Raw genomic sequence first — 24,324 nt, forward strand, 5'->3', positions numbered from 1 at the left:
TCGGTCCTGAAAGCCAATCCTCGTCCGTGATCGAACGGGGATTGGACGATGCTTTTTCTGACCGAGCAGGACGTCAAAGACGCGCTCACGGGCGATGATGCCTATAAGGAAGCGGTCGCGGTGATCGAGCGCGTGCTGGCGCAGCAGTCGGCCGGGACCACACATCATCTCAAGCGCACCACGATGACGCATCCGCAGCATCCGGGACACCTCTGGCGCAATATTCGCATATTGCCCGGCATGGCGCCGGACCTCGGCGCTGCGGCGGTGCGTTTGTACTCAGGCTATCGGGGTACCAACCGCTCGGAGATCATCTGCCTGTTCGACTGGGACGATATGAGGATGTCGGCGATCATCTCGGATGTGTATTTGCACGCGATCCGCACCGCCGCACCCTATGGCGTTGCCGCGAAGTATCTCGCGCGCAAAGGCGCGCGCACGATCGGCATCATCGGCAGCGGCCGCTATGCGCGCGGCATGGCGCAGGCGGTCTGCGCGGTGTGCCCGATCGAGACGATTCAGGTCTACAGCCGCAACCCCGACAACGTGCAAAGCTTCTGCGACGAGATGCGCACGGCGCTCGGCATCGAGGTGATCGCCTGCGCGTCCGGCCGTGAGGCGATGCGCGGCGCCGACATCATGATCACCGCAACCTCGGGCAATCAGATCGTGTTCGAAGCCGACTGGCTCACGCCCGGCACGCTGCTGATGTCGCTAGCGCCCGGCGAATTCGGCGAGGACACCGTGCTGCGGTCGCGGGTGTATCTGTCGGCGCCTGAGCAGGTGCTCGGCGACGACCCGCCACGCAAGCCGTTCAACACGCTGATCACGAGCGGCAAATTTGGCCCAGGCGATGTGGTGGCCGACATCTGCGACGTCGTGACCGGCAAGAAGGCTGGTCGCGGATCAGATGATGAGATCATACTTTACGAATCGGCCGGCCTTGCCTTGCTCGATGTCGGCATCGGGCAGTGGATTTATCAGCGGGCCAGAAGCCGTGGGCTCGGCACCGAAATGCCGTTCGGTGAGCACTGAAGGCGTCGAATGGACAATAGATCGAGGAGCGTATGTTGAAGCGTCGTGACTTTTTGCAGTTGAGCGCCGGCGGCATCGCGGCGGCACTTGCCGCGCGGCCCGCCGCGGCGCAGGGCAATTACCCCGACCGCGCCATCAAGCTCGTCGTGCCGCGCGCCGCCGGCGGCGTCGTCGACATCATCGCGCGCGAATGGAGCGGCAAGGTCAAAGGGCTTGGCACCGTCTATATCGAGAATATGGGCGGTGGCGGTGGCGTCATCGGCGCGACGTTTGTGTCCCGGGCTCCGGCCGACGGCTACACCCTGCTGGTGGGCACCACAAGCGAGCTGGTCATCAGCCCGCTGCTCGGCAAGCAGCCCTACGATCCGGTCACAAGCTTCGAGCCGATCGCCATCATGTGCGACTCGCCAGCCGCTATCGTCGTGCATCCGAGCATCCCGGTGTCCAATCTCAAGGAGCTGGTCGCCTACGCCAAACAGCACAAGAACGGCTTGAGCTACGGCTCTGCCGGCGCCGGCACCGTATCGAATCTCGCGGGCGAGCTGTTCAAGGAGATTGCCGGTCTGCAGGACATCGTGCATGTGCCCTACAAGGGCGGCGCGCCCGCGGTCTCGGATGCAATCGCCGGCCAGATTCCGATTTCCACGCCGATGATGTCGGAGCAAATCTGGGAATTGCACCGGCAGGGCAAGCTCAAGGTCCTGGCGGTGGCATCCGAGAAGCGCCTGCGCGCGATTCCCGATCTACCGACGGCGGTGGAGCAAGGTTTTCCCGACCTCGTCGCGCGGCTGTTCTTCGGCCTGTTTGCGCCGGCCAAGACGCCGAAGGAGATCATCGGCAAGGTCGAGCAGGCCACCAAGGTCGCGATGCAGGACCCCGAGCTCAGAAAGAACTTCGAGGCGGGCGGCTTCGAGACGCTCGACACCACCGATGCAGCCGCGGCCGCGGATTACGTGGCGAAGGAAGTCACGCGCTGGAAGCCGATCCTCGCGCAGTTCAAGCCGCAGTAGCTCAGGGCGCTGGTATGAGGTGTCGTTCGCCACAAGGCGGTTCATGCCCGGGCTTGACCCGGGCATCCAGCAGGTAGAGCGACAGGTTACGGCTTTACGTAAGACTTTCATTGTCGCGCCATGGTCATGGATGGCCGGGTCAAGCCCGGCGATGACACCGCCTATGTGATGACGAAACTCTGTGTTGATACAGCGTGGAGAGACGGCGGGTTCTAACCCTTCGTCTTCCCATCCAAAAGCCAGCCGAATTTCTCCCGTGCCTTGCGCGTCGTCTCGGCGCTGGGCGTATTGGCCGGCGGAAACTTGTCGCGCCAGGACCACGGCCGGCAGGCGTCGATGATCGCGACTGAATGCGTCATATCGCCCTTGGCGCGCTTCTCCGGCGTCAACCGCGGGTCGGCCGGCGAATCCCATGAGCCTTCGATGAACTGGATCGATTCCTTCGGATCGGTGCGGGTCAGCATCGCCCAGAGGAGATGATCGAGATTGGTCACGTCGACATCGTCGTCGACCACCACGATGTATTTCGATGCGTAGGCTGACGCGCCGCATTGCGCAGCGATATGACCCGCCTGCACGGCGTGGCCCGGATAGCGTTGCTTGATCGAGATGCCGTGGAACATGCGTGCGCCGCCGATCTCGTGGCACCACACCTGCTGCACCTCGGGCACGCCTGCGTTGGTCATGTTCTGCTTGATGGTCGCCGAGCGCATCACCGCGCGATAGCGCGCCATCTCGTCCGGCCCGCCGCCCATCGGCGGCACGCCCAGGAGGATCGGATCGTTGCGATGATAGATCGCCTTGACGTCGAGCACCGTGCAGGGCTTGGCGCCGCCGGCGTAGTGCCCGGTCCATTCGCCGAACGGGCCTTCGACCACGCGCTTGTCCGGCGTGACATAGCCCTCCAGCACGATCTCGGCGTCGGCCGGAAACGGCAGCCCGGTGACCTTGCCCTTCACCATCTTCATCGGCTTGCCGCGCAGGCCGCCGACCACGTCGATCTCGAATACGCCGTAGGGCGCCTCAAGCCCGCCATAGAAGAAGCACAGCGGATCGCCGCCCAGCACCATCGCGACCGGCATCGGCTCGCCGCGTTTGAAGTATTTCTCGGCATGGAGCGCGGCGTGATGGCCCGCCGCCATCAGCATGCCGACCGAGGTCTTGTCGTGCACCATGGCCCGGTAGGCGCCGGCGTTGAGCCAGTTCTCCTCCGGATCGCGCGTGATGCTGTAGGTGCCGGTGCCGATATATCGGCCGCCATCGAGCTCGTGCCAGACCGGTGACGGAAACTTGGTGACGTCGATGGCGTCGCCGGTGACGATGTTCTCGAACACCGGTCCGTCCTCGACGATCTCGTGCGGGATCGGCTTGTTGTCCTTGAGATACGCCTCGCGAAAGGCGTCGCTCAGCTCCCATTTTGAGAGATGATCGGGAAATCCCAGCGTCATGTTGCGCCGGACGCCGGCGAACATGTTGAGCAGCACGCGGAAGCCCTTGGGGCTGCCGGGAACCTCGTCGAACACCACGCACGGCCCGTTCTCGGCGCGAAGAATGGCCTCGGCGGCGAGCCCGATGTCCTCCTGCCAGCTTGCACCTTTGACGTTACGCACCTCGCCGAGCAGCTCGGCCCGCGCCAGCCATTCGCGCAGATCGTCGTAAGCGATCCGGGCTTCTACGTTTCGTCGTTCCGGCATTCGGAATTCCATCAGTTCTGCGCGGCGATGCGACTCGCCGTCGGCGTCCAGAGTTTCACCTGGCTTTGCATATAAGCCGTGATTTCCTCCGGCGTCATCGCCTTGGTCTGCACCATCTCGGTTTCAAGATGCTTTTGCACCTCGGGAAGCTCCATCGCCTTGTTCACCGCCGCGTTCAGCTTCGTCACGATGTCTCGCGGCAATCCGGCGGGGCCGGACAGCGAATACCACGTCGTCACCACAAGCTCGGGATAGCCAAGCTCGCTCAAAGTCGGAACGTCGGGAAACTCCGGCAGCCGCTTTTCGCTTGAGACCGCCAGCGCCTTCAGTTTCCCGGCCAGGATATGCGGCCGCGTCGTAGAGAGCGTCATGCTGCCGACCTTCACGTGGCCCGCGACAAGGTCCTGGATCGCCGAACCGCCGCCGCGATAGGCGATGTGCACGAGCTTGACCTTCTCCTTGTCGGCGACGTACTCGGCCACCATGTTACCGACCGCGCCGACGTTGGGCGAAACATACTGCACCCCGTCTTTCTCGCGTTTCATCAGCGCCAGCAGCTCCTTGAAGCTGTTCACGCCAAGCGACTCGTGCACGACGAACACGTTGGGCGGGCCGCCGAGATAGGCGATGTGGGTAAAGTCCTTGATCGGGTCGATGCTCGTGCTTTTCGTCATGACCGGCCCGAGCACGAGCGACGGCATGCCGGAAACCTCCAGCGTGTAGCCGTCCGGTGCGGCGCGCGCCGCGGCCTCATTGGCGATCATGCCGCCGCCGCCCGTCTTGTTTTCGACGAAGAATGTCTGCCCGAAGGTCTTGCTGAGCTGATCGGCAAACACGCGGCCGAGCAGATCGTTCGCGCCGCCCGCCGAGTAGGGCACAAGCAAGCGCACCGGCTTGTCGGGCCATTCGGCAAGCGCCGGCCCGGCGAACCCAATTGTGACGGCGAAAGCAGCGATGATGGCGAAGACTGCGCGGCGCACGTTCCACTCCCGAATGTATTTTTGTTGTCGTCCCGAAGCATCATAGCGCAATCCGTCTCGGGACAGCGCCACAAGACGGAATGGATGCTCCTACTGTGCCGCAGCTTTCAGACCCAAAACCTTGGCAATTCCGGCGAGCTGGTCGTCAAGCTCTTTGATGCCGGCGGCGAACTCGGCCGGTCCGCGAAGGTCGACGGCTTGCCCGGTGGCTCCGAGTTTTGAGGCAATATCGGCGTCGCCCGCGACTGCGGCCCGCACGTCGGCGGCGATCTTCTCGCGCAGGGCAAGCGGCATCCCGCGCGGGCCGAAAATGCCGCCGATGCTTTCCATCTCCAGCGCCGGAAATCCAGCCTCGCGCACGGTCGGCACGTCCGGCGCGCTCGGCGAGCGCGTGCGGCCGGTCACCGCCAGCACCTTGACCTTGCCGGCCTGCATCAGCGGTGTGACGATCGCAAGCGATGACGACAACAGCTGGATGCGATTCTCGGCGAGATCGTTCGGCGCCTGCAGGATGTCTCGATAGGGAGTCTTGGCGACCTGCAGATTGTTGTTCTTGAGGAAGCCGGACATCAGGAAGTCGGCGTTGCCGTTGGCGGCGGCCCAGTTGTACTTGTCCGGGTTGGAGCGCAGCAGTTCGACGAGCTCGCGCAGCGAGCTGACGTTCAACGCGTTCGACACCGTGATGGCAAGAAACAGCGAACTGACACCGGCGATCGGCACGAGATCGCGTTCCGCGTTGTAGGGTAGCTTGTCTTTTTCATAAGGATGGACCGCGAAGGTGCCGACCGGCACCCATAGCAGCGTGTGATCGTCGTTGGCGGCGACGAACGCATTGATCGCGACGAGGCCGTCGCCGCCGGGACGGTTCTCGATGATGGCAGCCTTGCCCCAGCGCTGGGCGAGGCGGTCGGCGACGAGGCGTGCGGTGATGTCTGTTCCGCTGGCCGGTCCGAATGGCAGGATGAATTTCACCGCCCGCTGCGGGTAGGTCTGCGCCGAGGCAGCATCGGCGGCGTAAAAGCCCGTGGCCCACGCCGCAACCAACACGATCACCATTCGCAGCATCGCAGCTCTCCACCCCTTCGTTTGTTTTGTGTATTGTGCCTCGACGGAGTCGATCTGCACAGGGCGGCGCGAGCTACCTTCCGTCGCGGATTGCCTTGAGCAGCCGCTCCGGAGTTAGCGGCAGATCGCGGATCCGCACGCCGAATGGCCGCAGCGCGTCCTCGACTGCTGAGATGATTGCGGCCGGAGCCGATATGGTGCCGCTTTCTGCTGCGCCTTTCACGCCGAGCGGATTGAGCGGCGTCGGCGTCTCCATATGCACCACCTCGATCCGCGGCACGGTGTCGGTGCTGGGCAGAAGGTAATCGCCATAAGTCACGGTCTGCGGTTGGCCCTCGCCATCGAAGCGCATCCATTCGTAGAGCGTCGCGCCAATGCCATGCGCGACAGCGCCGATCACCTGGCCGTCGACAATCATCGGATTGATGATCCGTCCGCTGTCATGCACCACGACATAGTTGCGAAGGGCGACAGCGCCGGTCTCCGGGTCCACCTCCGCTTCGCAGACATGGCTGCCATTGCAATAGGTCAGTGCGGGTGCTGGAAAATCCACAGCCGAGGCAAGGCCCGGCGTGATGCCGTTCGGCAGGCCGAAACCCGGCACGCCGCCGATGGCATGCGCGATCTCGGCGAGCGTCTTGCGCAGCTGCGGCACGCCTTTGACCTGCACAGCGCCGTCTTTGAGTTCCAGATCGTCCGCCGAAGCTTCGAGCATTTCGGCCGCTGCCTTTAAGGCTTTCTCGCGCACCTCGACGGCGGCGCGATGCACGGCATTGCCGGCGGTCACGGCCTGGCGGCTCGCGAAAGCGCCGAAGCCCATCGCGGTGCCGGCCGTGTCCCCCGCGACAACTGTGATGCTGTCGGGCGCAACGTTCAGCACATCGCCGACGAGCTGCGCCAGCATCGATTTGGTGCCCTGGCCCTGCGCGCTCGCGCCGCTCGTGACGACGATTTTTCCCGACGCGCCGACGCGCAGCGTCGCACTTTCGAACGGTCCGCGGCCGGTTGCTTCCACGTAGTTTGCAAGACCGAGCCCGATGTAGCGGCCCTCTCGCCGCGCGGCGGCCTGCCGCGCCGGAAAGTCGGCCCAACCGGCGGCGTCAAGCGCGCGGCGCTGACACTCCGGGTAGTCACCGCTGTCGTAGGTCATGGTCGAGCCGTCACGCTGCTTGATCGGCGTCGGATAGGGCATCTGCGACGGCTGGATCATGTTCCGCCGCCGGATCTCGTCCCGCGGCAGATCGAGCTTATGCGCGATCGCGTCGAGCATCCGCTCCATCACGAACATGCCTTGCGGCCGGCCGGCGCCGCGGGTCGGCGCGGACGGCACGAAATTGGTCAGGCACCAGTTGATGTCGAGCCGATAGGCCGGCAGCACGTAGGGACCGATCACGTTGGTCCCGGCGTTGTAGGCCATGGCGACGCCGTAGGGCGTGCAGGAGCCGTGGTCATGGCAAAGCCGGCCGCGCAGCGCGAGCAGGCGGCCGTCAGCGTCGAAGGCGGCGTCCATGTCCCAGTCCTGGTCGCGCTCACCGACAGCGGCGACGAAGTTCTCGCGGCGATCCTCCATCCACTTGAGCGGCTTGCCGAGCAGCATCGCTGCGGCCGGCAATGCGAGTTCTTCCGGATGGAACGCGGCTTTGGGGCCGAAGCCGCCGCCGCTGTCCGGCGCGACGACGCGAATGCGGCTTTCCGGCACGCCGAGCGCCGCGACCAGAATCTGTTTGGCCCGATGCGGCATCTGGGTGTTGGCGTAGATCGTCAGCGTATCGTCGATCGGATCGGGCCGTACCGCGATGCCACGCGTCTCGATCGAATGGCCGCCGCCTTTGTGCAGCCGGAAGCGATCCTTGACCCGATGTGCCGCCTTGGCGAAGGCGGCGTCAATATCGCCATAGTCGATGCTTTGCCGCGCCACGAGATTGTCCGGGCAGTCGAGCCGCGCTTTCGGCGCGCCGGGTTCAAGCCCGTCGACCGGATCGGTGACCGCGGGCAGCGGCTCGATGTCGAACGCGACCGAGGTCAGTGCATCCTCGGCGAGGCGCCGCGATTGCGCGACCACCATGGCGATCGGCTCGCCAACGTAAGTGACCTCGTCCTTCACCAGCGCCTGCGGGTCGACATGGAAACGGATCGCGCCCGACGGCAGCGACTGCGGTATGCGATCCGAAGTCAGCAACGGCCGCAGATCCGCAAAGGTCAGCACTGCGTGAACACCGGGCTGCGTCTTCGTGGCGCTGTCATCGACGCTTTTCAGCCGTCCATGCGCCACGGGGCTGCGCAGGAACGCAACATGCAGCGCATCTGGCATGGGCAGATCGTCGACGAAGCGGCCCTGGCCGCGCAACAGCGGGCCGTCCTCGACCCGCACCATGCGCCGGCCGATCAATTGCGAATGCTCTGCCATCGCTTCGGTTCAGTCTCCAGCAGCCTTGCTCACGTGCACCGAAAGGCGCACGCTCAAGTTTAGAACGCCCTCAATCTGGTGAATACAAACCGGCGGGCAGGCTAGGGAGGTTAGCATGAGCGACCAGGACTCTGGACCGCAAGGTTTCGCACGTCGCGATTTCCTGAAAGGTGCGGTGGTTGGCGGCGCCGCGGCCGCGACTGGAACGGTCTCGCCGGCCGTCGCGGCGGAAACGCAGCTGCAGGCCGCGGCACCCGCGTCGCAACTTGGCTATGCGTTCCTCAATATCGAAGAGGCGGCTTTCGTCGAGGCGCTGGTCGATCACATGATCCCGGCCGACGATCTGTCGCCGAAGGGCACCGACATCGGCCTCAACATCTATATCGATCGGGCACTGGCCGGCGGGTGGGGCAAGGGCGAGCGGCTCTACATGCAGGGGCCGTGGAAGCGCGGCACGCCGAACCAGGGCTATCAGCTGCCGCTCACGCCCGCGCAGCTCTATCGCGCCGGCATCGAAGCAACCAATGCCCATTGCCGTAAGACCTATGGCAAGCCGTTCGATCGGATCGACGTCAAGCAGCGCGAAGAGGTGCTGGTTGGATTGTCCGGCGGCAAGATCACCTTCGAGAACGGCCCGCCGGCGCGGATGTTCTGGGGCACGGTCTATCAGACCGTCATGGAGGGCATGTTCTCCGACCCGATCTATGGCGGCAACCGCGACAAGGCCGGCTGGAAGCTGATCGGCTTCCCGGGAGCTGTCGCGGTGCATCGCGAGCACGTCGCGCAGTATCGCGACAAGCCCTACACCGCCGACATCCTCGGCATTGCGGATCTCAGTTGAGGGGAGGGGCGAGATGGCGACCAAGCTGAAAGACGTCGATGTCGTCGTCGTGGGTCTCGGTTGGACCGGCGGCATTCTGTCTAAAGAGCTGACAGAGGCGGGATTGAAGGTCGTCGCGCTGGAGCGTGGCAATCCGTTCAATCCGGCCAACGACTTTGCACTCCCCAATCTTCGCGACGAGCTTCGCTACGTGGTGCGCCACGAGCTGATGCAGAACACCGCGCGCGACACGCTCACCATCCGCAACAACATCTCGCAGGAGGCGCTGCCGATGCGACGCCTCGGCTCGTTCCTGCCGGGCGAGGGCGTCGGCGGCTCGGCGACGCATTGGAGCGGTCACACGTGGCGCTGGACCGACATGGAGTTCAAGGTGCGCTCCATGTACGAGGAGCGTTACGGCAAGAGCTTCATTCCGGACGACATGACGATCCAGGATTGGGGCATCACCTACAACGAACTCGAGCCCTATTACGACCGGTTCGAATACACCGCGGCGGTTTCCGGCAAGGCCGGCAATATCAAGGGGCAGATCGTCGCCGGCGGTAATCCGTTCGAAGCGCCGCGCGCCCGGGATTACGCGCTGCCGCCGCTCACCCCGATCAATTCCAGCGTGCTGTTCACCGAGGCCGCGAAGAACCTCGGCTATCATCCGTTCCCGCGGCCTTCAGCCAACGCGTCGCAGCCCTACACGAACCCCGACGGTTCGCAGTACGGCGCTTGTCAGTATTGCGGCTATTGTCAGCGCTTCGGGTGCGAGGCCAACGCCAAAGGCAGTCCGCTGGTCTCGGTGATTCCCATTGCCATGCGGAATCCCAATTTCGAGCTGCGCGCGCATTCGTGGGTCACGAAGGTCATCAAGGACTCCGATGGCAAGAAAGTGACCGGCGTCGCCTACACGAACGTCCTGACCGGCGAGGAATTCGAGCAGCCGGCCAATATCGTGCTGCTCTGCGCCTATGCGATCAACAACGTGCACCTGATGCTGTTGTCCGGCACCGGGCAGCCCTACGACCCCGCGGCGCAGACCGGCGTGGTCGGCAAGAACTACTGCTATCAGAACGGCGTCAGCGCGACGTTGTTCTTCGAAGGCAAGTACTTCAACCCATTCATCAGCGCTGGCGGCTCCAACGCCACCATCGACGACTTCAACATCAATTGGGCCTTCGATCGTGGCCCTCATAACTTCATCGGCGGCTACAACGTGGCCGGCGGCTTCAACACCGCGCTGCCGATCGGCTTCCGGCCGGTACCGCGCGGCACGCCGCAATGGGGCACCGCCTGGAAGGCCGCGACGAAGAAGTGGTACCAGCACGGCATGACCATCAACGCAGCCGGCAGCGTGATGGCCAACCGCAACAACTACTTTGACCTCGATCCCACCTACCGGAACGCCTTCGGCCAGCCGCTGATGCGCATGACCTTCGATTACAAGGACAACGAGAAGAAAATGGGCAAGCACTCGGCGGATCTGGTCAACAGCATCGCCAAGTCGATGAACCCGACACATGTCAATCAAGCGTCATCGCGCGACAGTTGGACCGTTGTGCCGTACCAGTCGACGCACAACACCGGCGGCACCATCATGGGCACCAATCCGAAGAACAGCGTCGTCAACAAGTATTTGCAGAGTTGGGACTGTCACAACCTGTTCACGGTCGGCGCCAACGTGTTCCCGCACAATTCGTCGTACAACCCGACCGGGCCGGTCGGCGCGCTGGCCTATTGGACCGCGGACGCGATCAAGAACCGGTATCTCAAGAGCCCGGGTCCCCTGGTGCAGGCCTGACGGGATAGCCATTCCGCCCGCGATGACCCCCATGCCGTGAACCGGCCGTTCGCCCGGTTCACGCGTGTCGTGGTCCTGTTGTATGACTGGGACGAGATAGGCGAGACAGCCAGGACCAAGGGAGGATTTCATGGAGCGCATCCCGCAACCGATCATGGACAAGCGGGGCGAGCCCCATATGAAGCGCTTCGAGGATCAGCGCTGGGTGCTCGACAATATCGTCCGCGCCAACGGTATCGATTGGGATCAGCCGCGCTCGATCTACATCTCCGGCCCCTGTGGCATGGAGGGCCAGGCGGATATTCATGGTATCCGCGAGCGGGTGAAGAAGATGGCCGACATCGCGCCGGCCTTCGAGGCGGTCGCGGTGCGCCGCGAAGCCAAGGCCAAGGCGGCCGAAGAAGCGGGCAGCATGGTCACAGCGCGCGACAACTATTTCATGTCGGCCGTCTATTGGGGCGCGGCGCAATGGCCCTACGACCAGAATGACGAAGAAAATGTCCGCTGCCATCTGAAGAAGCGCGAGAACTACACCAAGTATGCAGGCCTCGCCGACCACAAGGTGGAGGCGGCATGGATTCCGTTCAAGGACACGGCGCTGCCGGCCTGGCTGCATCTGCCGCCGAACTACAACGGCGGCAAGCTGCCGGTGATCATCAATGTGCCCGGCATGGACAGCTACAAGGAAATCCAGACCGCGCTTTACGGCGACCGCTTCCTCAATCGTGGCTTTGCGGTGCTCAACATCGACGGCCCAGGCCAGTACGAGTCGCCGATGCTCGGCATCTACTTCTCGGTCGACAACTGGGTCGCGACCGGCAAGGCCGTGTGCGACTGGCTTGCCAAGCGGCCCGAGATCGACATGAGCAGGGTCGTGCTGTCGGGCACGAGCTTCGGCACCTTCTTCGGCACGATTGCCACCGCGCACGAGCCGCGCATCTCGGCATGCGCCGTGATCTCGGTGTGCCATGAGCCCGGCTGCCACACGATCTTCCAGGAGGCATCACCGACCTTCAAGAAACGCTTCATGTACATGTCGGGCATCACCGATGAGGCCGAGTTCGACAAGATGCGCCAGGGCATGACGTGGGAAGGCCATGCCGACAAGATCAAGGCGCCGTATCTCTGCGTCGCCGGCGAGTTCGACGAGCTGTCGCCGATCGAGCACTCCAAGCGACTGGTGGCTGCGGTGAAAGGTCCGAAGCGGATGGTGGTCTATCAGGAGTCACGCCACTCGGTCGGCAACGTGCCGGCCGCCAACCTCGGGCCGTTCCCGCCCATCCTGGTGGCGGATTGGCTCGCGGACCGCGTCGCCGGAAAGCCGTTCCCGAACGAGCAATGGTACGTGCGGGGCAACGGTGTGATCGACAAGAAGCCTTTCTGAGGGTCACACTGTTTTGCATCCGGCGCAGTGCTAAGGTCTGCGCCGGGGGTATCTTCAATGTTCAACGAAGGATGTTGCCATGACGATCAAGATGCTTTTTGCGACCGCTGCCACCCTCGCGTTGCTCGGCACCAGCGCCGGCTACGCCCAGACGCCGGCTCCCTCCACGGATAAGCCCGCGGCGGCTGCGACCGACAAGGCGGCCGCGGCGGCGAAGGCGAAGCCCGCGCGCACCGCGAAATCGCTTGAGTGTTCGAAGCAGGCCGACGAGAAGCAGCTCCACGGCAAGCCGCGCAAGAAGTTCATGAGCGAGTGCAAGAAGGCCTAAAGCGCCGCTTCGCTTAGTGGCCTGTGGCCGCTGCGGCGAGCCGAACCGGATCGTCTGGCGGTGAATTACCCCGCCAGACCACATGCAGGTCCGGCCGGACCAGCACGAGGTCGCGCCCGTAGATCGTGCGCGCCTCGTCGCCCGGCAGATCGAGCACCGTGAACGGCGCGCCGAATTTTCCGAACGCCGTCTTAAGCGCTGACCCATCCGCTTTGCTGCCGCCGAGCCGGATGAGCGTATAGCCGTCGCCGATGCAGTCGGCTGCGGCGCGGCCGTCCGGCAGCCAGGCGTGGGGCAGCCGCACGCCTGGCCAAGTGCTCGGCGTGTATTCGACATAATCGTAGGGCGGCCCGTCGCCGTTTTCCGTCGCCACCAGCGGCGAGCCGAAATAGTGATAGCCGAGCTCGGCGCCGATCATCTCATTGGTCTTGCGCTGCTCGACGTCGGCCACGGCCGCGAGATGCGCCCGAGCCGCGGCGCCCGCCGGCGTGCTGTCGCGCATCTCGGGCTTCCACTGCGCCCGCCATTTGCGCCGGCCGAGCGAGGCGTAGCGCGACGCGCCGACGTTGTTCTCGCCAACGCGCCGCCGTTCGGTCTCGTAGGAGGCGAGCAGCCCTGGACCGCCCCAGCCTTGCAGCGTGCCGGCCAGCTTCCAGCCGAGATCGATGGCGTCACCGACGCCGGTGTTCATGCCGAGCCCGCCGGTCGGTATCACGAGATGCACGGCATCGCCCGCAAGCAGCACGCGGCCGTGGCCGTAGCTCTCGGCCAGCAAAAGATTCTGCCGCCACTCGCCGACATAGAGCATCTCGTATTTGACCGGCATGGCGACGGTCGCTTCGAACTTCGTCGCCATGTCCTGATCTGTCGCGACGACGGAATGCAACGTGAAATGCTTCGTGCTGTCCTGAACGATGAGCTGTGTCGATTGGTTGTCGGCGACGTGGTAATGCCGGCCCTTGCCAATGGCGATGCGCTCGAACAGGTCGTCGCAACGATAGAGCGCCTGGCGAAGCTGCAGAATGTTGCCTTCGCCGGCGAGCTTGATGTCGAGCTGCTTGCGCACGTTGCTGGCGCCGCCGTCGCAGCCGACCATGTATTTCGCTGTGATCAGCGATGTGTTGCCACCCTCGGCCACCTCGGCAGTCACGGAGTTCGCATCCTGCTTGAACGAAACGAACTCGCAGCCGTAGCGCACGGTGACGCTCGGCAATGTCTCGACCACGGATTTGAGCAGCGGCTCCAGCGTGTATTGCGAGATGAGCTGATAGGGCTCGAGCGGCAGCGTGCCGTCATGGCTCGCGGCGATTTCCTTCTTGGCGTCGGCAACCGACGGATAAGGCAGATGCAACAGCGGCGGCTCGATCAGCGAGGTGACGATGTAGACGTCCATCGGCACCCATGACGGCAGGCCTGCACCTCGGATTTTCTCTGCAAGCCCGAGTCGCCGGTAGAGTTCCATGGAGCGGGCGTTGCACCGCTCCATCTTGGGCCACATGTGCGGCGCGTTTTTCTGTTCGATCAGCGTGCAGCGGATGCTGCGGCGGCCGAGATCGAGCGCCAGCGTCAGACCCACGGGGCCCGCACCGATGATCAGAACGTCAGTGTCCATACGAATTCATATCAAGTGCGGCACGCGGCCGGCTATTTTTCGGTCCACTCGATATGGGCGCGGATCGCCTTCTTGGCATCGTCGACCCAGCCATGCGGCCTCGCCTTCTCGATCATCGCGCCGAGATTGCTCTGCCATGTGGCGTCGCCCTCGACCTCGGGCCGCTTGCGCAGCGCCTGCTCGTAGATCCAGGCGTGGCCCTGGTCCTGCACGTCTGCGGTGCCGTTGAGCGCGCGCCGCACCTGCTCGAGTCGCGCAGGGCTGCCTTCGACCACGATCTTGAAGGCGCGAAAGTTGTCTTTGTCTTCCAATACGACGCTGCCGTCGGCGGCGACTTTGACGTACATCAAAGCACTCCTAAAACTGGATGTTCCTTCGATCAGAACGGTGTTTCGCCGCCGATGCGGGGCGGCACGTCGAAGCCGTTGAGCACGGTCGAGACCATGCTGTAAAGCCCGGCGATCGAGAAGATCTCGATGGTCACATCGAGGCCGAACTGTTTCAGCATCCGGTCGTAAGTCGCCTGGCTGAGCGGCTTTCGCTCCAGAAGCTCGGTCACGGCCTCGTAGACCAGCCGCTCGTCGTCTTTCTTGAGGTCCGGCTTGCGCTGATGGCGGATCGCTTCGATGGTTTCTGGCGAAATCCCGGCCGCGGCTGCGGCTCCCTCATGAGAGGACCAAGCGTAGCGCGCCGACCAGTATCTGGTGACGATGAGCACGATCAGTTCATAAAGCCGTTTCTCCACCTTGCCGCTCTCGCGCAGCGCCAAGGTCAGCTTGTTGGCGGCATCGGCAACCGGCGGATTGCGCAGCCAGATCGCGAACGGACCGCTCACGCGCCCCTTCCGCGTGCCGCCGAGCACCGCATGCAACGCCTTCTGCTCGGGCGAAAGCTCCTCCATCGGCAGCGGATCGAGACGGGCCACGGCTTCCTCCAGCGATGTTGTTCTGGTTTGGTCAGACGTTGAGCGGCGCGAGCGTCGGCCGGCCGCGGATCATATCGGCGGTCTTCTCGGCAATCATGATCACCGGCGCGTTGATGTTGCCGCTGATCAGGTCCGGCATCACGGAGGCGTCGATCACGCGCAGGCTTTCGACGCCGCGCACTCGCAGATGCGGATCGACAACCGCGGTTTCGTCGTTGTCGCGGCCCATCTTGCAGGTGCCGAGCGGGTGATGCAGCGTGATCGCGGTGTTGCGGATGTGCTCGTCAAGCTCGGCGTCGGTGCGGGCCGGCGTGAGCTCGCCGGCCATATAGGGCGCCATTTGCGGCTGATGCATGATGTCCTGCATCAACCGGAGCCCGCCGCGCAGCGTCTTCCATTCGCGCTCGGTCGACATGAAGTTCTGCTTGATGCGGATCGGCGCCGCCGGATCCGCCGACGACAGCGTGAGCGAGCCGCGGCTTTCCGGATGCAGCATCACCACGCGTCCGCCGTATCCGTCCTGGTAGGGCTGGCGGAACGGCTTGAGATAAGGATGCGCGGTCATCGGCGCGCCGGCGAGCAGCAATTGCACGTCGGGCACATTGGAATCCGGCATCATGCGGGCGAACGATGCGAAGCCGCCAGGGATGTCGCTCGCGACGCTGGTGCCGCCCAGCAGATAGGTGTCGGCAAGCGCGACGGCGATGCGGTCAAGCCGCATCGAGTCGTGGATCGTACCGGGCGAGGCTCGGCGATAGGACAGCATTGCGGTGGCGTGGTCCTGCAGGTTCTGTCCGACGCCGCGCAGCGCCACCTGCGGTTTGATACCGACCGCGCGCAGCGCGTCCGGATCGCCGATGCCCGAAAGCATCAGCACCTGCGGCGAGTTGATGACGCCGCCGGCCAGCAGCACCTCGCGCCGGGCGTGGACCGTGCGGGTTGCGCTGCCCTGCCGGTATTCGACGCCGATGGCGCGGTTGCCGTCCAGTAGGATGCGCGTGACCAGCGCGCCGGTCTCGATGGCAAGATTGCTGCGCCCCATCGCGGGCCTGAGGTAGGCCACCGCGGTGCTGCAGCGCCGGCCGTCGCGGATGGTGTTCTGGTTGCGGCCGACGCCGTCATTGCGGCCGCTATTGAGATCTTCGTTCCACTTCAGGCCGGAGGCTTGATTCGCCTGGGCATAAGCGTCGGCCAGTGGGTCCTGGAAGGTCGACCAGCAGGTGCCAAGGGGGCCGTCACCGCCGCGATGGGCGCTCGGGCCGTCCTCCCAGGTCTCCTGCCTTTTGAAATACGGCAACGCATGCGCATAGGACCAGTGCGGCAGGCCGTTCGCGGCCCAGCGGTCATAATCCGAGCGGTGGCCACGCGAATACGTCATGGCGTTGATCGACGATGAGCCGCCAACCACCTTGCCGCGGGCGCATTCGATCTTGCGGCCCTTGAACTGCGGCTCGGGCTCGGTGAAGTACATCCAGTCGTGCAGGCGGTTGGTGAGGATCTTGCCCCACGCGAGCGGGATGTGAATCCACGGATCGCGGTCCCAACTGCCGGCCTCCAGCACCAGAACGTGGGTGTCGCGATCCTCGCTGAGCCGGTTCGCGAGCACGCAGCCCGCCGATCCCGCACCGACGATGACGTAGTCGTAGTCTTTGACTGAGGCCATTCCCGCACGCCTTATTACCGGGCAAGCTTGGCGCAACCCGGACGGCAATGCTAGGCCTTGACGGTTGCAAGGGTCTTCGAGGGTAAAGCAGTCATGAGCAGTTCGGGTGGGGCGGTCGATCGGTCCGTGCTTGAGGACCTCGCGGCGGCAAGCCGGATTCTCGCCGATCAAGGTGTATTCGACGCCGCCGGACACGTGTCGATGCGGCATCCCGGCCATGCCGAGCGCTTTCTGATGTCGCGTTCGCTGGCGCCGCAGATGATCACCGCCGACGACATCATGGAGTTCGATCTCGACTGCAACGCCATCGATCCGCGCGGCCGCAACGGCTTCATCGAACGCTATCTGCACGGCGAAATCTTCAAGGCGCGGCCGGACGTGATGGCGATCGCGCACAGCCATTCGCCCTCGACCATTGCGTTCGGGCTGTCCAATGTGCCGATGCGCGCGATGTATCACAACGCGGCGTTTCTGGCGGCCGGCGTGCCGGTGTTCGACATCCGTGACAAGTTCGGCACGACCGACATCGTCATCAGTTCGGCCGAGAAGGGCGCGGCGCTGGCCGCAGTGCTCGGCGACAAGCCGGTGGGGCTCCTTCGCGCCCACGGCATGGTCGCGGTCGGACCGTCGCTGCCGGTCGCCGTGTTCCGCGCGATCTTCACGGTCACCAGCGCCAACATTCAGCATCAGGTGCTGGCGCTCGGCGGCCCGGTCGCAGCGCTCGACGCGGAGGAGGGGCGGATTGCCGACGTGGTCAATGTGCAGACCGTCGGCCGTTCATGGGATTTGTGGAAGAAGCGGGTGATGCCGTAATCTTCGCGTTCGAAGATCGGGTACGTGAGAGTGTAGGTGGAGTGAACGTCATGCAGGAGTCGTCGCAGCAGCAGATCAAGCAGGAGCTCGTCGATGCGATCCGCATGCTCGAGCATGCGGAATACATCGATCACAACGGTCATTGCAGCGTGCGGCGCGACGCCAATTCGTTCTACATCAATTCCGGCGCTTCGATGCGCTCATGCCTTACGGTCGAGGACATCGTCGCGGTCGATCTCGAGGGCCGGCCGGTCGATGGCTCGAACGTCAAGCCGCCGCTGGAGTTTCCGATCCACGCTGAGGTCTATCGCGCGCGGCCCAAGATCGGAGCGGTGTTTCACACCCATCCGCAGTGGTCGACCTATCTCACGATGACCGGCGTGCCGCAGAAGGTGGTCTACGCGCAGGCCTCGCTGCTTGGCGACTTGCCGGTGATGAATTCGCCGATGTCCGTCAACACCCGCGAGATGGGTGAGAAGATGGTCGGTGTGATGGGCGACAACCCGGTGGTGATGTTGAAGGCTCACGGCGTGGTTGCTGCTGCAGAGAGTGTGCTCGAGTGCTTCGCTTATGCAGCTTATGTCGAGGAGAACGCGCGACGGCAGTACATGGCGATGCAGATCGGCGAGCCGTACGTGTTCAGCGACGAAGAGCAGGCCGCATGCCGGCAGAAATTGCGCTCGCCTTCTCTCTTCAAGAAGACCTGGGACCACTACCGTTCGAAAATTTCCTGAAGCGGATCACGTCACGAATTGCGGCGCGATTCGGACCATTGCGCGGCGCTGATTCGGCCGCGCGACCGATCGTTGCTGCCTGCGAGCGCCGTTTGAAACATCGTGCTGGTATTTTCAAAAGTTATTGCGCTTTGTTGCGATAACTGACCCCGCATCCCGCGCTCAGGTCAAAATATGTTTCGCACTGTTGCCGAACTGCACCGTGTGGAACCTTGATCGGAGAAAACCGCACCAAATCGACGTCTTTTCGCATCGTTTTCGCCGATCGTCGCTTTTCATAGCGGCAATTCATATGGTCCCGGATGGAACCAGATGTTCCACGAGGTTGTTTCCGGGCATGTCTTTGGCGTACACACCCCGGGCTCAAATTGCGGTTACGAATCGTTCGGGCGATCATGCACGCTTCGACGATCGGACGTTTGGGCAGGGACAACAGGGAGCGGGCCGCCAAGTCAAAGGCACCTGCAGGTGGGGAGTGACAATCGGAAAACAGCTTTCCATCGCCGTTGCGATGCTGGGTGCATCCGCATCGACGGTATGGGCTACCACCGACTCGCCATCACCGGCCAAGACTTCGTTTGCCTATTCGACCAGCCATACCGTCAAGCCACTGCCTGCTTCGGTGATCGAGAAGATCGCCGAGCCTTATGGCGATTCGATCGAGAGCGACGCTGCTTCCGAATACGTCGAGCCGCGCGCCAAGCCGGTTGAGGTCGTGGTCAGTCCGCGCCGTCAGCCGTCGCGCGATCTCGTCTGCAGTGCTGTTGCTTCGGTGGCGCAAGCCAACAATTTGCCGGTCCCATTCTTTGCCAACCTCATCTGGCAGGAGAGCAGCTTCGACAGCCGCACCATCAGCCGCGCCGGCGCGCAGGGCATCGCGCAGTTCATGCCGCAAACCGCTGTCGAGGTCGGCCTGATCAATCCGTTCGAGCCGATCCACGCGTTGAATGCGGCAGGCAAGTTCGTCGGCGATCTGCGCAAGCAATTCGGCAATCTCGGCCTTGCGGCCGCGGCCTATAACGCCGGCCCGCGGCGCATCGCCGACTGGCTTGCCAAGCGCGGCGACCTGCCGGGCGAAACGCGCAATTACGTGGTCCGCGTCACAGGCAAGCAGGCCGAGGACTGGATCGGCGCGAAGAATGATCCCGAGATGCTGTTGATGCCGGCCAAGGCGCCGTGCGCCGAAGTGGTCGAGGCCGTGCAGGCGCAAGCCAAGACGGTGAAGACAGCGAAACTCATTTCGGAACTCGCTTCGACCGCGAGCCAGATGCGCGACAAGCCCGAGCCGGCGGTGCCGGCTGAGATCATGGCGGAAAGCACCGAGCGCGGCTGGCGCGCGCGTGTCGCCGCGATGGTCCTTGAGGTGCTGCGGCGCCTGGAAGATCGGCAACTCGCGGCGAGGACCGCCGCCGCCAAAGCCGCGAGGCACGTTGGCGCTCAGGCCATGAAGACCGCGCAGCGCGACAAAGCGGATGAGCGGGCGATGGCCAAGGCGGTGCGCCGTCCCGAGATCAAGACGTTCATTCCGCTTGGCAACAGGAACGCGCCCAAGTCGACCGACCGTGATCTCGAGCGTTCGGCACTGCTGGTCGCGAGCCGGGACGATTCGATGGATGCGGCCGGCCGCGATGTCAACGGTCTCGGCAAGATCGACCTGTCCAAGACCGAGCCGGCGGGGCCGGAAGTCACCAAGTCCGAGATGGTCGGGCTCGGCGGCGGCAGGGCCGACGAGGCCAAGCCCGATAAGCCCGGCGCGAAAGAGTCGGCCAGGCGTGCTCAGCCGCGCCGCGCTGCGCACTCTCTCCGTTTCAGTTATTCCGACAGCCTGAGGCCGTACTGACCGCGACGCCGGGAGGCAGGGCGACGCTATAGGGCCGCCTCGGTCCAAGCGCGGCGTTACAGTATCGCTTCGATCCAAGCGCGACGCTACAGCGTCGCTTCGATCAACGCGCGCAGTTCTGGTGTCACCTTGGGCGAGAGGCCGAACCAGGCCTGCCAAGCCGGGATGCCCTGGTGCAGCAGCATGCCGAGCCCGGTCACGGTGCGGTTGCCTCTCATCCGCGCAGCGACGATCAGTGGCGTCTCGCGCGGGTTGTATATGATGTCATTGACCAGCGCCGTCACCGGCAGCTTGTCGAGGCGCAGATCGAGCGCTGCCTGACCGATCATGCCCTGATTGGTGGCGTTCACCAGCATCGCCGCGCCTTCGACCGCGTCGTGGCGCTGCTCCCACGGCACCACCGTGATCGGACCGGCGAATTCTTTCGCCAGCGTCTGCGCGCGGGCGAGCGTCCTGTTGCACAGCCGGATCTCGCGCGCACCGCGCTCCATCAATCCGTAGACCACGGCGCGGGCGCCGCCGCCCGCACCCATCACGGCGACCGGCCCCGCATCCGCGCGCCAGTCGGGCACGAATTCCAGGATGTTGTGCGTGAAGCCGAACCAGTCGTTGTTGGAGCCGGCAAGCGAGCCGTCCGGCCGCACCACGACGCAAGACATCGCGCCGATTTTCTTGGCCGTGATGTCGACCTCGTCGACGATCTTCATGGCGTCCTGCTTCAGCGGAATGGTGAGATTGCAGCCCGCGAAGTTGAGCGCGGGCAGCGCACGAAGGGCTGCTTCGAGCTGCTCGGGCGATATGGCCAGCGGCACGTAGCTGCCTTGGAGCCCGTGCTGGGCAAACCAGAAGTTATGCAGCGCCGGCGAGCGCGATTGATGGATCGGCCAGCCCATCACGGCGGCGAGGAGAAAGCGGTCTTTGGCGGCCATCGGACATCCGGATCGAGACACACAGACACTCAAGCGGCCAGCAGCAAGCACACCGTGGCGGCGTCTCGTCAAGCGTACTAATCTCGTCTTCTTTCAAAGAGAGCGCCGTACCTATGTCGCCACGCCCCTTCCGCCGCGTCGTCACCGGCCACAACGCCCAGGGCCGCTCGATCTTCGTCTCCGACGGCCCGGCGCCAGCGGTGTTCGACCGGGGCCCTGGCGCGACAGCGGTCACCGAGTTCTGGGAGACCAGCGCGACGCCCGCCAGCAATGCCGGCAACGAGGATGCGACTGCGGGCCAGCCGCAGCGGTTGCCGCCGCCCAAGCACGGCTCGAAATTCCGCGTCGTCGAGTATCCGCCGGATTCTCAGCGCGTGGCGAGCCTGCGCTCGCCCGGCTCCTCACACAACGCCACGTCGGAGGGCTATTCCCGCGACCTCGGCAACACCCGCCATCCGGGCTTCCACAAGACCAGCACGATCGACTACGCGATCGTGCTTTCGGGCGAGATCTACGCGCTGATGGACGAGGGCGAGGTGCTGCTCAAGGCCGGCGACGTGCTGATCCAGCGCGGCACGAGCCACGCCTGGAGCAACCGCACCGAGGAGCCGTGCTGTATCGCCTTCGTGCTGATCGACGCCGAGCCGGTGTAAGGCTTACGCCGCCTTGGCGCTCGTCGCCGGCAGGAGCTTGGCCTCGACCAGCGCCTTGCGGATGCGCTCGATCTCGGCGCGCTCGATCTTGACGAGCGGCGGCCGCACCACGGCGCGCGGCAGCTTGCCCATCAGCACCAGCGCTTCCTTCATGCGGTTGTGCATGTCGACCCAAGGCTGGGCGTAGAACACGGTGGCCAGCGGATAGATTCGGTCGTTGAGTGCCCGCGCGGTGGCCAGGTCGTTGGCCTGCACGGCGCGGAACAGCTGCGCCTGAAGGTCCGCGATCACGCTGCCGCTGCCGGAGAGCAAGCCCTTGCAGCCGAGCGTGAGCGACGCCATCAGCCACGAGCTCTGCGTCGACAGCACGTTGAACGGCCGGGACAGGTTCTGCAGCGTGCGGACATGCCATTCGTGCTGCTGCACGGTGCCGGCCCAGTCCTTGATCGCCTTCAGCGTCGGGATTTCCTCGATCATCCGCAGGATGGTTTCGTTCGGATAGCCCTGACCGGTGGCGAGCGGATACTGGAACGCGATCAGCGGCAGGTCGGTGGCATCCGCAATGCGCCGGAAGTGCTCGACGGCCATGCCGGCGTGCTGGCCAAGCGTGAACGGCGCCGGCGGAAACACCAGGAGCGCCGATGCGCCGCCGGCGGTCGCCATCTTGGCGAGGCGGGCGGCCTCGACACTGCCGTCGGCCCAGATGCCGTTGACGATCGGAGTCTTGCTGCCGACCTCTTCGCCCGCGATCTCCAGGACGCTGCGCTGCTCGTCGAAGGTGCACGACGCAACCTCGGTCGAATGTGCATTGATGGTGATGGCAGACAGCCCCTCAACAGCGGTCACGTCGCGCAGGTGTTTGCGGAAGCTCGCCTCGTCGATGGAGAGGTCGTCAAAGAACGGCAGCAGAACGGCCGGGATGACACCGTGGGGGACATAGGCGGAGTGACGGGGCATTTGCGGTCTCCATCGGACGGGCATGAAATTGTCCGGGCCGCGCCGCGAACCCGGACGCCGGCATTATGCACGAAAACGCCTCGGTAAGGAACGCCGGCATGGATCGAATGCGAATAGCGTTTACGTGCGCTTTTGGGCCCAGAATTGATACATTCCCGCGAAGGTCTTCGGATGCCGCTGTTCGAAGGCATGCCAGCCATCGAGATCGCGCATTGCCCGGTCAGCGGGATGTGCCGCGGCATACCGGCCGCGCGTGGCGGGATCGATCTCGAAGCCGAGAAACTCCAGATCATGCCGGGCCAGCATCGCCTTGATGGTGGGCAGGCTCATCCGGTGCTCCTGAACGTGAAACAGCAAATCGCGGCATTCGCTGGTGCTGTAAAAATCCGGCACCGTTGCAATGGCCTTCAACGGCGATCCGTCATCGAGGTCCATGATGTCTTGGCGGAAGCGGCGGATGTCGTGGGCCGTGGCCGTGAAACCGCGTTCGGCGGCGTAGCGCTGAGTGGCGACGACATCCTGCCGCGCCAACTCGCTATAGAAGCCCAGCAGCAGGATCCCGTCGCTGCGCAGACGGGACAGCAGCACCGCAAGGCCGGCCTCCGGGTCCGCCATATGGTGCAGCACGCCTGTGGAGACGATGAGGTCGAAGCTTCGGTCGAGCGCGCCCAGCTGAAGGATGTCCGCCTGTGCGTACTCGACGTTGCGCAGGCCGAGAGCTTCGGTCTGGCGCTTCGCGTAGCAGAGGCTCGCGAGGCTGAGATCGACCGCCAGCACGGACGCGCCCGCGTATTGCTCCGCGATTTCGACCGCTTGCTGTCCGGTGCCGCAGCCCGCGATCAGGATGTCGGTGCGACTGTTGTCCTTCCGGGCCCGGATCGGTGCATGCGGAAACTTTGCGGCGAGCTCGGCTTCCAGTGTCGAGCGCTTCTGCGGTTGCGGCACTCCCACCCAGACCGGATACGGATTTTCCTCATATTGATTTCGCACCGCGCGCGACACGCTGTCTTCGATCGCGGTCAATGCCGGAATCGTGGCCGCGAGGCGGCGTTCTTCAATCGGTTCGAGGATCTGACGATCCAGCAGCAAGGCGACCGGCTTTGGCCACGAGCGTCGAAGCAGCGCTTCCGCTCCCGCGATCCGATGGAGCGGCATATAGGCCGCAACCGCGACGAGCCGTAGCAGCGGGATGGGATCGTCCGTCTCCAAACCGGAGTCGAGGGAGGCACGCAGTGCATCGATTTGATCGCGTTCGTTCTCCGTCGTGCCGAACACATAGCCATTGATGAAGCACTGTTCGGCAAGCGCACTGTAGAATGCCAGCAGATCGGGATCGGAAACGTGATTGTCGTGAATCGCTGCCTGCAGCAGACGCGAGCGTGCTGCTGTCAGCAGCCGCTCCATCGCCATCCCGGTCACGCGCGACGAACGCAACAGGCAGCGAAAGAGCGTGTCGCCGGTCAACGCGGCAAGGCTTGCCGGATCAAGAATGTCTTTTGCGTTCGGCGACTTCAACGATATCCGCGCCGCTCGAACGAGCGCATCACGAACATGGTCGTTTTCCGCCACGACGCGAGAAATCGCGCCGACCAGCATCGCCGGACGGGTCCAACGCTCGGCCAGCGCCCGTTGCAAAAAACCGCGCAGCTTGCCGGTGTCGAGCATGGC

At 64.3% G+C, this 24,324-nt stretch carries 21 protein-coding genes; 10 read left to right on the top strand and 11 right to left on the bottom strand.

Annotated features, from left to right (window positions below):
• The first annotated feature begins 48 nt into the window (after nt 1-48).
• Both RHPLAN_RS05335 and RHPLAN_RS05340 read left to right on the top strand, forming a co-directional pair.
• The gene (locus tag RHPLAN_RS05335; protein WP_068014516.1) at nt 49-1,035 is read left to right on the top strand and encodes an ornithine cyclodeaminase family protein; all 987 of its coding nucleotides are present in this window, start codon (nt 49-51) and stop codon (nt 1,033-1,035) included.
• Nucleotides 1,036-1,067: 32 nt separating this feature from the next.
• Nucleotides 1,068-2,045, top strand: a complete 978-nt coding sequence (locus RHPLAN_RS05340; RefSeq protein WP_068014518.1) for a Bug family tripartite tricarboxylate transporter substrate binding protein — start codon at nt 1,068-1,070, stop codon at nt 2,043-2,045.
• A 212-nt stretch (nt 2,046-2,257) separates the two neighbouring features.
• On the opposite strand, the gene RHPLAN_RS05345 is transcribed toward RHPLAN_RS05340, so the two are convergent.
• The 4 genes from RHPLAN_RS05345 to RHPLAN_RS05360 form a co-directional block, all read right to left on the bottom strand.
• Nucleotides 2,258-3,739 carry a UbiD family decarboxylase gene (locus RHPLAN_RS05345; RefSeq protein WP_198164728.1) on the bottom strand — a complete coding sequence of 494 codons (1,482 nt, stop codon included), beginning with the start codon at nt 3,737-3,739 and terminating at the stop codon, nt 2,258-2,260.
• Nucleotides 3,740-3,750: 11 nt separating this feature from the next.
• Nucleotides 3,751-4,719, bottom strand: coding sequence for a Bug family tripartite tricarboxylate transporter substrate binding protein (locus tag RHPLAN_RS05350; protein ID WP_068014522.1), 969 nt, complete (start codon nt 4,717-4,719; stop codon nt 3,751-3,753).
• 90 nt (nt 4,720-4,809) lie between these two features.
• Nucleotides 4,810-5,784: a Bug family tripartite tricarboxylate transporter substrate binding protein gene (locus tag RHPLAN_RS05355; protein ID WP_084244353.1), complete on the bottom strand. Its 975-nt coding sequence runs from the start codon at nt 5,782-5,784 to the stop codon at nt 4,810-4,812.
• 73 nt (nt 5,785-5,857) lie between these two features.
• Nucleotides 5,858-8,191, bottom strand: a complete 2,334-nt coding sequence (locus RHPLAN_RS05360; RefSeq protein WP_068014526.1) for a xanthine dehydrogenase family protein molybdopterin-binding subunit — start codon at nt 8,189-8,191, stop codon at nt 5,858-5,860.
• 115 nt (nt 8,192-8,306) lie between these two features.
• On the opposite strand from RHPLAN_RS05360, the gene RHPLAN_RS05365 reads away from it, so the two are divergent.
• The 4 genes from RHPLAN_RS05365 (at nt 8,307) to RHPLAN_RS05380 (ending at nt 12,530) form a co-directional block, all read left to right on the top strand.
• Complete coding sequence (locus RHPLAN_RS05365) at nt 8,307-9,032, top strand: gluconate 2-dehydrogenase subunit 3 family protein (RefSeq protein ID WP_068014527.1); 726 nt, start codon at nt 8,307-8,309, stop codon at nt 9,030-9,032.
• 13 nt (nt 9,033-9,045) lie between these two features.
• Nucleotides 9,046-10,818 (top strand): GMC family oxidoreductase, encoded by a 1,773-nt coding sequence (locus RHPLAN_RS05370; RefSeq protein ID WP_068014529.1) that lies wholly within the window; start codon nt 9,046-9,048, stop codon nt 10,816-10,818.
• Nucleotides 10,819-10,948: 130 nt separating this feature from the next.
• Entirely contained in the window at nt 10,949-12,202 is a 1,254-nt protein-coding gene (locus RHPLAN_RS05375) for an alpha/beta hydrolase family protein (RefSeq protein WP_068014531.1), read from the top strand.
• Between the two features lie 79 nt (nt 12,203-12,281).
• Nucleotides 12,282-12,530: a PsiF family protein gene (locus tag RHPLAN_RS05380; RefSeq protein WP_068014533.1), complete on the top strand. Its 249-nt coding sequence runs from the start codon at nt 12,282-12,284 to the stop codon at nt 12,528-12,530.
• Nucleotides 12,531-12,543: 13 nt separating this feature from the next.
• Here RHPLAN_RS05380 and RHPLAN_RS05385 read toward each other — a convergent pair whose 3' ends face one another.
• Genes RHPLAN_RS05385 through RHPLAN_RS05400 form a run of 4 tightly spaced genes read right to left on the bottom strand, consistent with a single transcriptional unit; the run spans nt 12,544 to nt 16,730 of the window.
• Nucleotides 12,544-14,142, bottom strand: a complete 1,599-nt coding sequence (locus RHPLAN_RS05385; protein ID WP_084244355.1) for an FAD-dependent monooxygenase — start codon at nt 14,140-14,142, stop codon at nt 12,544-12,546.
• A gap of 32 nt (nt 14,143-14,174) precedes the next feature.
• Entirely contained in the window at nt 14,175-14,489 is a 315-nt protein-coding gene (locus RHPLAN_RS05390) for a hypothetical protein (protein WP_068014537.1), read from the bottom strand.
• A gap of 32 nt (nt 14,490-14,521) precedes the next feature.
• On the bottom strand, nt 14,522-15,067 hold the full coding sequence (locus RHPLAN_RS05395) for a carboxymuconolactone decarboxylase family protein (RefSeq protein ID WP_068014539.1): 546 nt from the start codon (nt 15,065-15,067) through the stop codon (nt 14,522-14,524).
• 31 nt (nt 15,068-15,098) lie between these two features.
• Entirely contained in the window at nt 15,099-16,730 is a 1,632-nt protein-coding gene (locus RHPLAN_RS05400) for a GMC family oxidoreductase (RefSeq protein WP_068014540.1), read from the bottom strand.
• Nucleotides 16,731-16,823: 93 nt separating this feature from the next.
• On the opposite strand from RHPLAN_RS05400, the gene RHPLAN_RS05405 reads away from it, so the two are divergent.
• The 3 genes from RHPLAN_RS05405 to RHPLAN_RS05415 all read left to right on the top strand — a co-directional run bounded on the left by RHPLAN_RS05405 (nt 16,824) and on the right by RHPLAN_RS05415 (nt 20,117).
• Complete coding sequence (locus tag RHPLAN_RS05405) at nt 16,824-17,543, top strand: class II aldolase/adducin family protein (protein ID WP_084244357.1); 720 nt, start codon at nt 16,824-16,826, stop codon at nt 17,541-17,543.
• A gap of 50 nt (nt 17,544-17,593) precedes the next feature.
• A complete protein-coding gene (locus RHPLAN_RS05410) occupies nt 17,594-18,277 on the top strand; it encodes a class II aldolase/adducin family protein (RefSeq protein WP_068014542.1) in 684 nt (227 codons plus the stop codon).
• 202 nt (nt 18,278-18,479) lie between these two features.
• Entirely contained in the window at nt 18,480-20,117 is a 1,638-nt protein-coding gene (locus RHPLAN_RS05415; RefSeq protein ID WP_157100073.1) for a lytic transglycosylase domain-containing protein, read from the top strand.
• A gap of 86 nt (nt 20,118-20,203) precedes the next feature.
• On the opposite strand, the gene RHPLAN_RS05420 is transcribed toward RHPLAN_RS05415, so the two are convergent.
• Entirely contained in the window at nt 20,204-21,046 is an 843-nt protein-coding gene (locus RHPLAN_RS05420) for a shikimate dehydrogenase (RefSeq protein ID WP_068014546.1), read from the bottom strand.
• 113 nt (nt 21,047-21,159) lie between these two features.
• On the opposite strand from RHPLAN_RS05420, the gene RHPLAN_RS05425 reads away from it, so the two are divergent.
• Nucleotides 21,160-21,699 (top strand): cupin domain-containing protein, encoded by a 540-nt coding sequence (locus RHPLAN_RS05425; protein ID WP_068014547.1) that lies wholly within the window; start codon nt 21,160-21,162, stop codon nt 21,697-21,699.
• A 3-nt stretch (nt 21,700-21,702) separates the two neighbouring features.
• Here the strand turns inward: RHPLAN_RS05425 and RHPLAN_RS05430 are convergent, their stop codons facing one another.
• Both RHPLAN_RS05430 and RHPLAN_RS05435 read right to left on the bottom strand, forming a co-directional pair.
• The gene (locus RHPLAN_RS05430) at nt 21,703-22,656 is read right to left on the bottom strand and encodes a dihydrodipicolinate synthase family protein (RefSeq protein WP_068014549.1); all 954 of its coding nucleotides are present in this window, start codon (nt 22,654-22,656) and stop codon (nt 21,703-21,705) included.
• 120 nt (nt 22,657-22,776) lie between these two features.
• The gene (locus tag RHPLAN_RS05435) at nt 22,777-24,321 is read right to left on the bottom strand and encodes a class I SAM-dependent methyltransferase (protein WP_068014552.1); all 1,545 of its coding nucleotides are present in this window, start codon (nt 24,319-24,321) and stop codon (nt 22,777-22,779) included.
• Nucleotides 24,322-24,324: the final 3 nt, after the last annotated feature.

This window comes from Rhodoplanes sp. Z2-YC6860 (assembly GCF_001579845.1).
Taxonomy (GTDB): Bacteria; Pseudomonadota; Alphaproteobacteria; order Rhizobiales; family Xanthobacteraceae; genus Z2-YC6860.

Excerpts from the sequence above, each read along its gene's own strand:
- RHPLAN_RS05335 (WP_068014516.1), top strand. The coding sequence starts at position 49 with ATGCTTTTTCTGACCGAGCAGGACGTCAAAGACGCGCTCACGGGCGAT.
- RHPLAN_RS05340 (WP_068014518.1), top strand. The coding sequence starts at position 1,068 with ATGTTGAAGCGTCGTGACTTTTTGCAGTTGAGCGCCGGCGGCATCGCG.
- RHPLAN_RS05345 (WP_198164728.1), bottom strand. The coding sequence starts at position 3,739 with ATGCCGGAACGACGAAACGTAGAAGCCCGGATCGCTTACGACGATCTG.
- RHPLAN_RS05355 (WP_084244353.1), bottom strand. The coding sequence starts at position 5,784 with ATGCTGCGAATGGTGATCGTGTTGGTTGCGGCGTGGGCCACGGGCTTT.
- RHPLAN_RS05360 (WP_068014526.1), bottom strand. The coding sequence starts at position 8,191 with ATGGCAGAGCATTCGCAATTGATCGGCCGGCGCATGGTGCGGGTCGAG.
- RHPLAN_RS05365 (WP_068014527.1), top strand. The coding sequence starts at position 8,307 with ATGAGCGACCAGGACTCTGGACCGCAAGGTTTCGCACGTCGCGATTTC.
- RHPLAN_RS05370 (WP_068014529.1), top strand. The coding sequence starts at position 9,046 with ATGGCGACCAAGCTGAAAGACGTCGATGTCGTCGTCGTGGGTCTCGGT.
- RHPLAN_RS05375 (WP_068014531.1), top strand. The coding sequence starts at position 10,949 with ATGGAGCGCATCCCGCAACCGATCATGGACAAGCGGGGCGAGCCCCAT.
- RHPLAN_RS05380 (WP_068014533.1), top strand. The coding sequence starts at position 12,282 with ATGACGATCAAGATGCTTTTTGCGACCGCTGCCACCCTCGCGTTGCTC.
- RHPLAN_RS05385 (WP_084244355.1), bottom strand. The coding sequence starts at position 14,142 with ATGGACACTGACGTTCTGATCATCGGTGCGGGCCCCGTGGGTCTGACG.
- RHPLAN_RS05390 (WP_068014537.1), bottom strand. The coding sequence starts at position 14,489 with ATGTACGTCAAAGTCGCCGCCGACGGCAGCGTCGTATTGGAAGACAAA.
- RHPLAN_RS05400 (WP_068014540.1), bottom strand. The coding sequence starts at position 16,730 with ATGGCCTCAGTCAAAGACTACGACTACGTCATCGTCGGTGCGGGATCG.
- RHPLAN_RS05405 (WP_084244357.1), top strand. The coding sequence starts at position 16,824 with ATGAGCAGTTCGGGTGGGGCGGTCGATCGGTCCGTGCTTGAGGACCTC.
- RHPLAN_RS05410 (WP_068014542.1), top strand. The coding sequence starts at position 17,594 with ATGCAGGAGTCGTCGCAGCAGCAGATCAAGCAGGAGCTCGTCGATGCG.
- RHPLAN_RS05420 (WP_068014546.1), bottom strand. The coding sequence starts at position 21,046 with ATGGCCGCCAAAGACCGCTTTCTCCTCGCCGCCGTGATGGGCTGGCCG.
- RHPLAN_RS05425 (WP_068014547.1), top strand. The coding sequence starts at position 21,160 with ATGTCGCCACGCCCCTTCCGCCGCGTCGTCACCGGCCACAACGCCCAG.
- RHPLAN_RS05430 (WP_068014549.1), bottom strand. The coding sequence starts at position 22,656 with ATGCCCCGTCACTCCGCCTATGTCCCCCACGGTGTCATCCCGGCCGTT.
- RHPLAN_RS05435 (WP_068014552.1), bottom strand. The coding sequence starts at position 24,321 with ATGCTCGACACCGGCAAGCTGCGCGGTTTTTTGCAACGGGCGCTGGCC.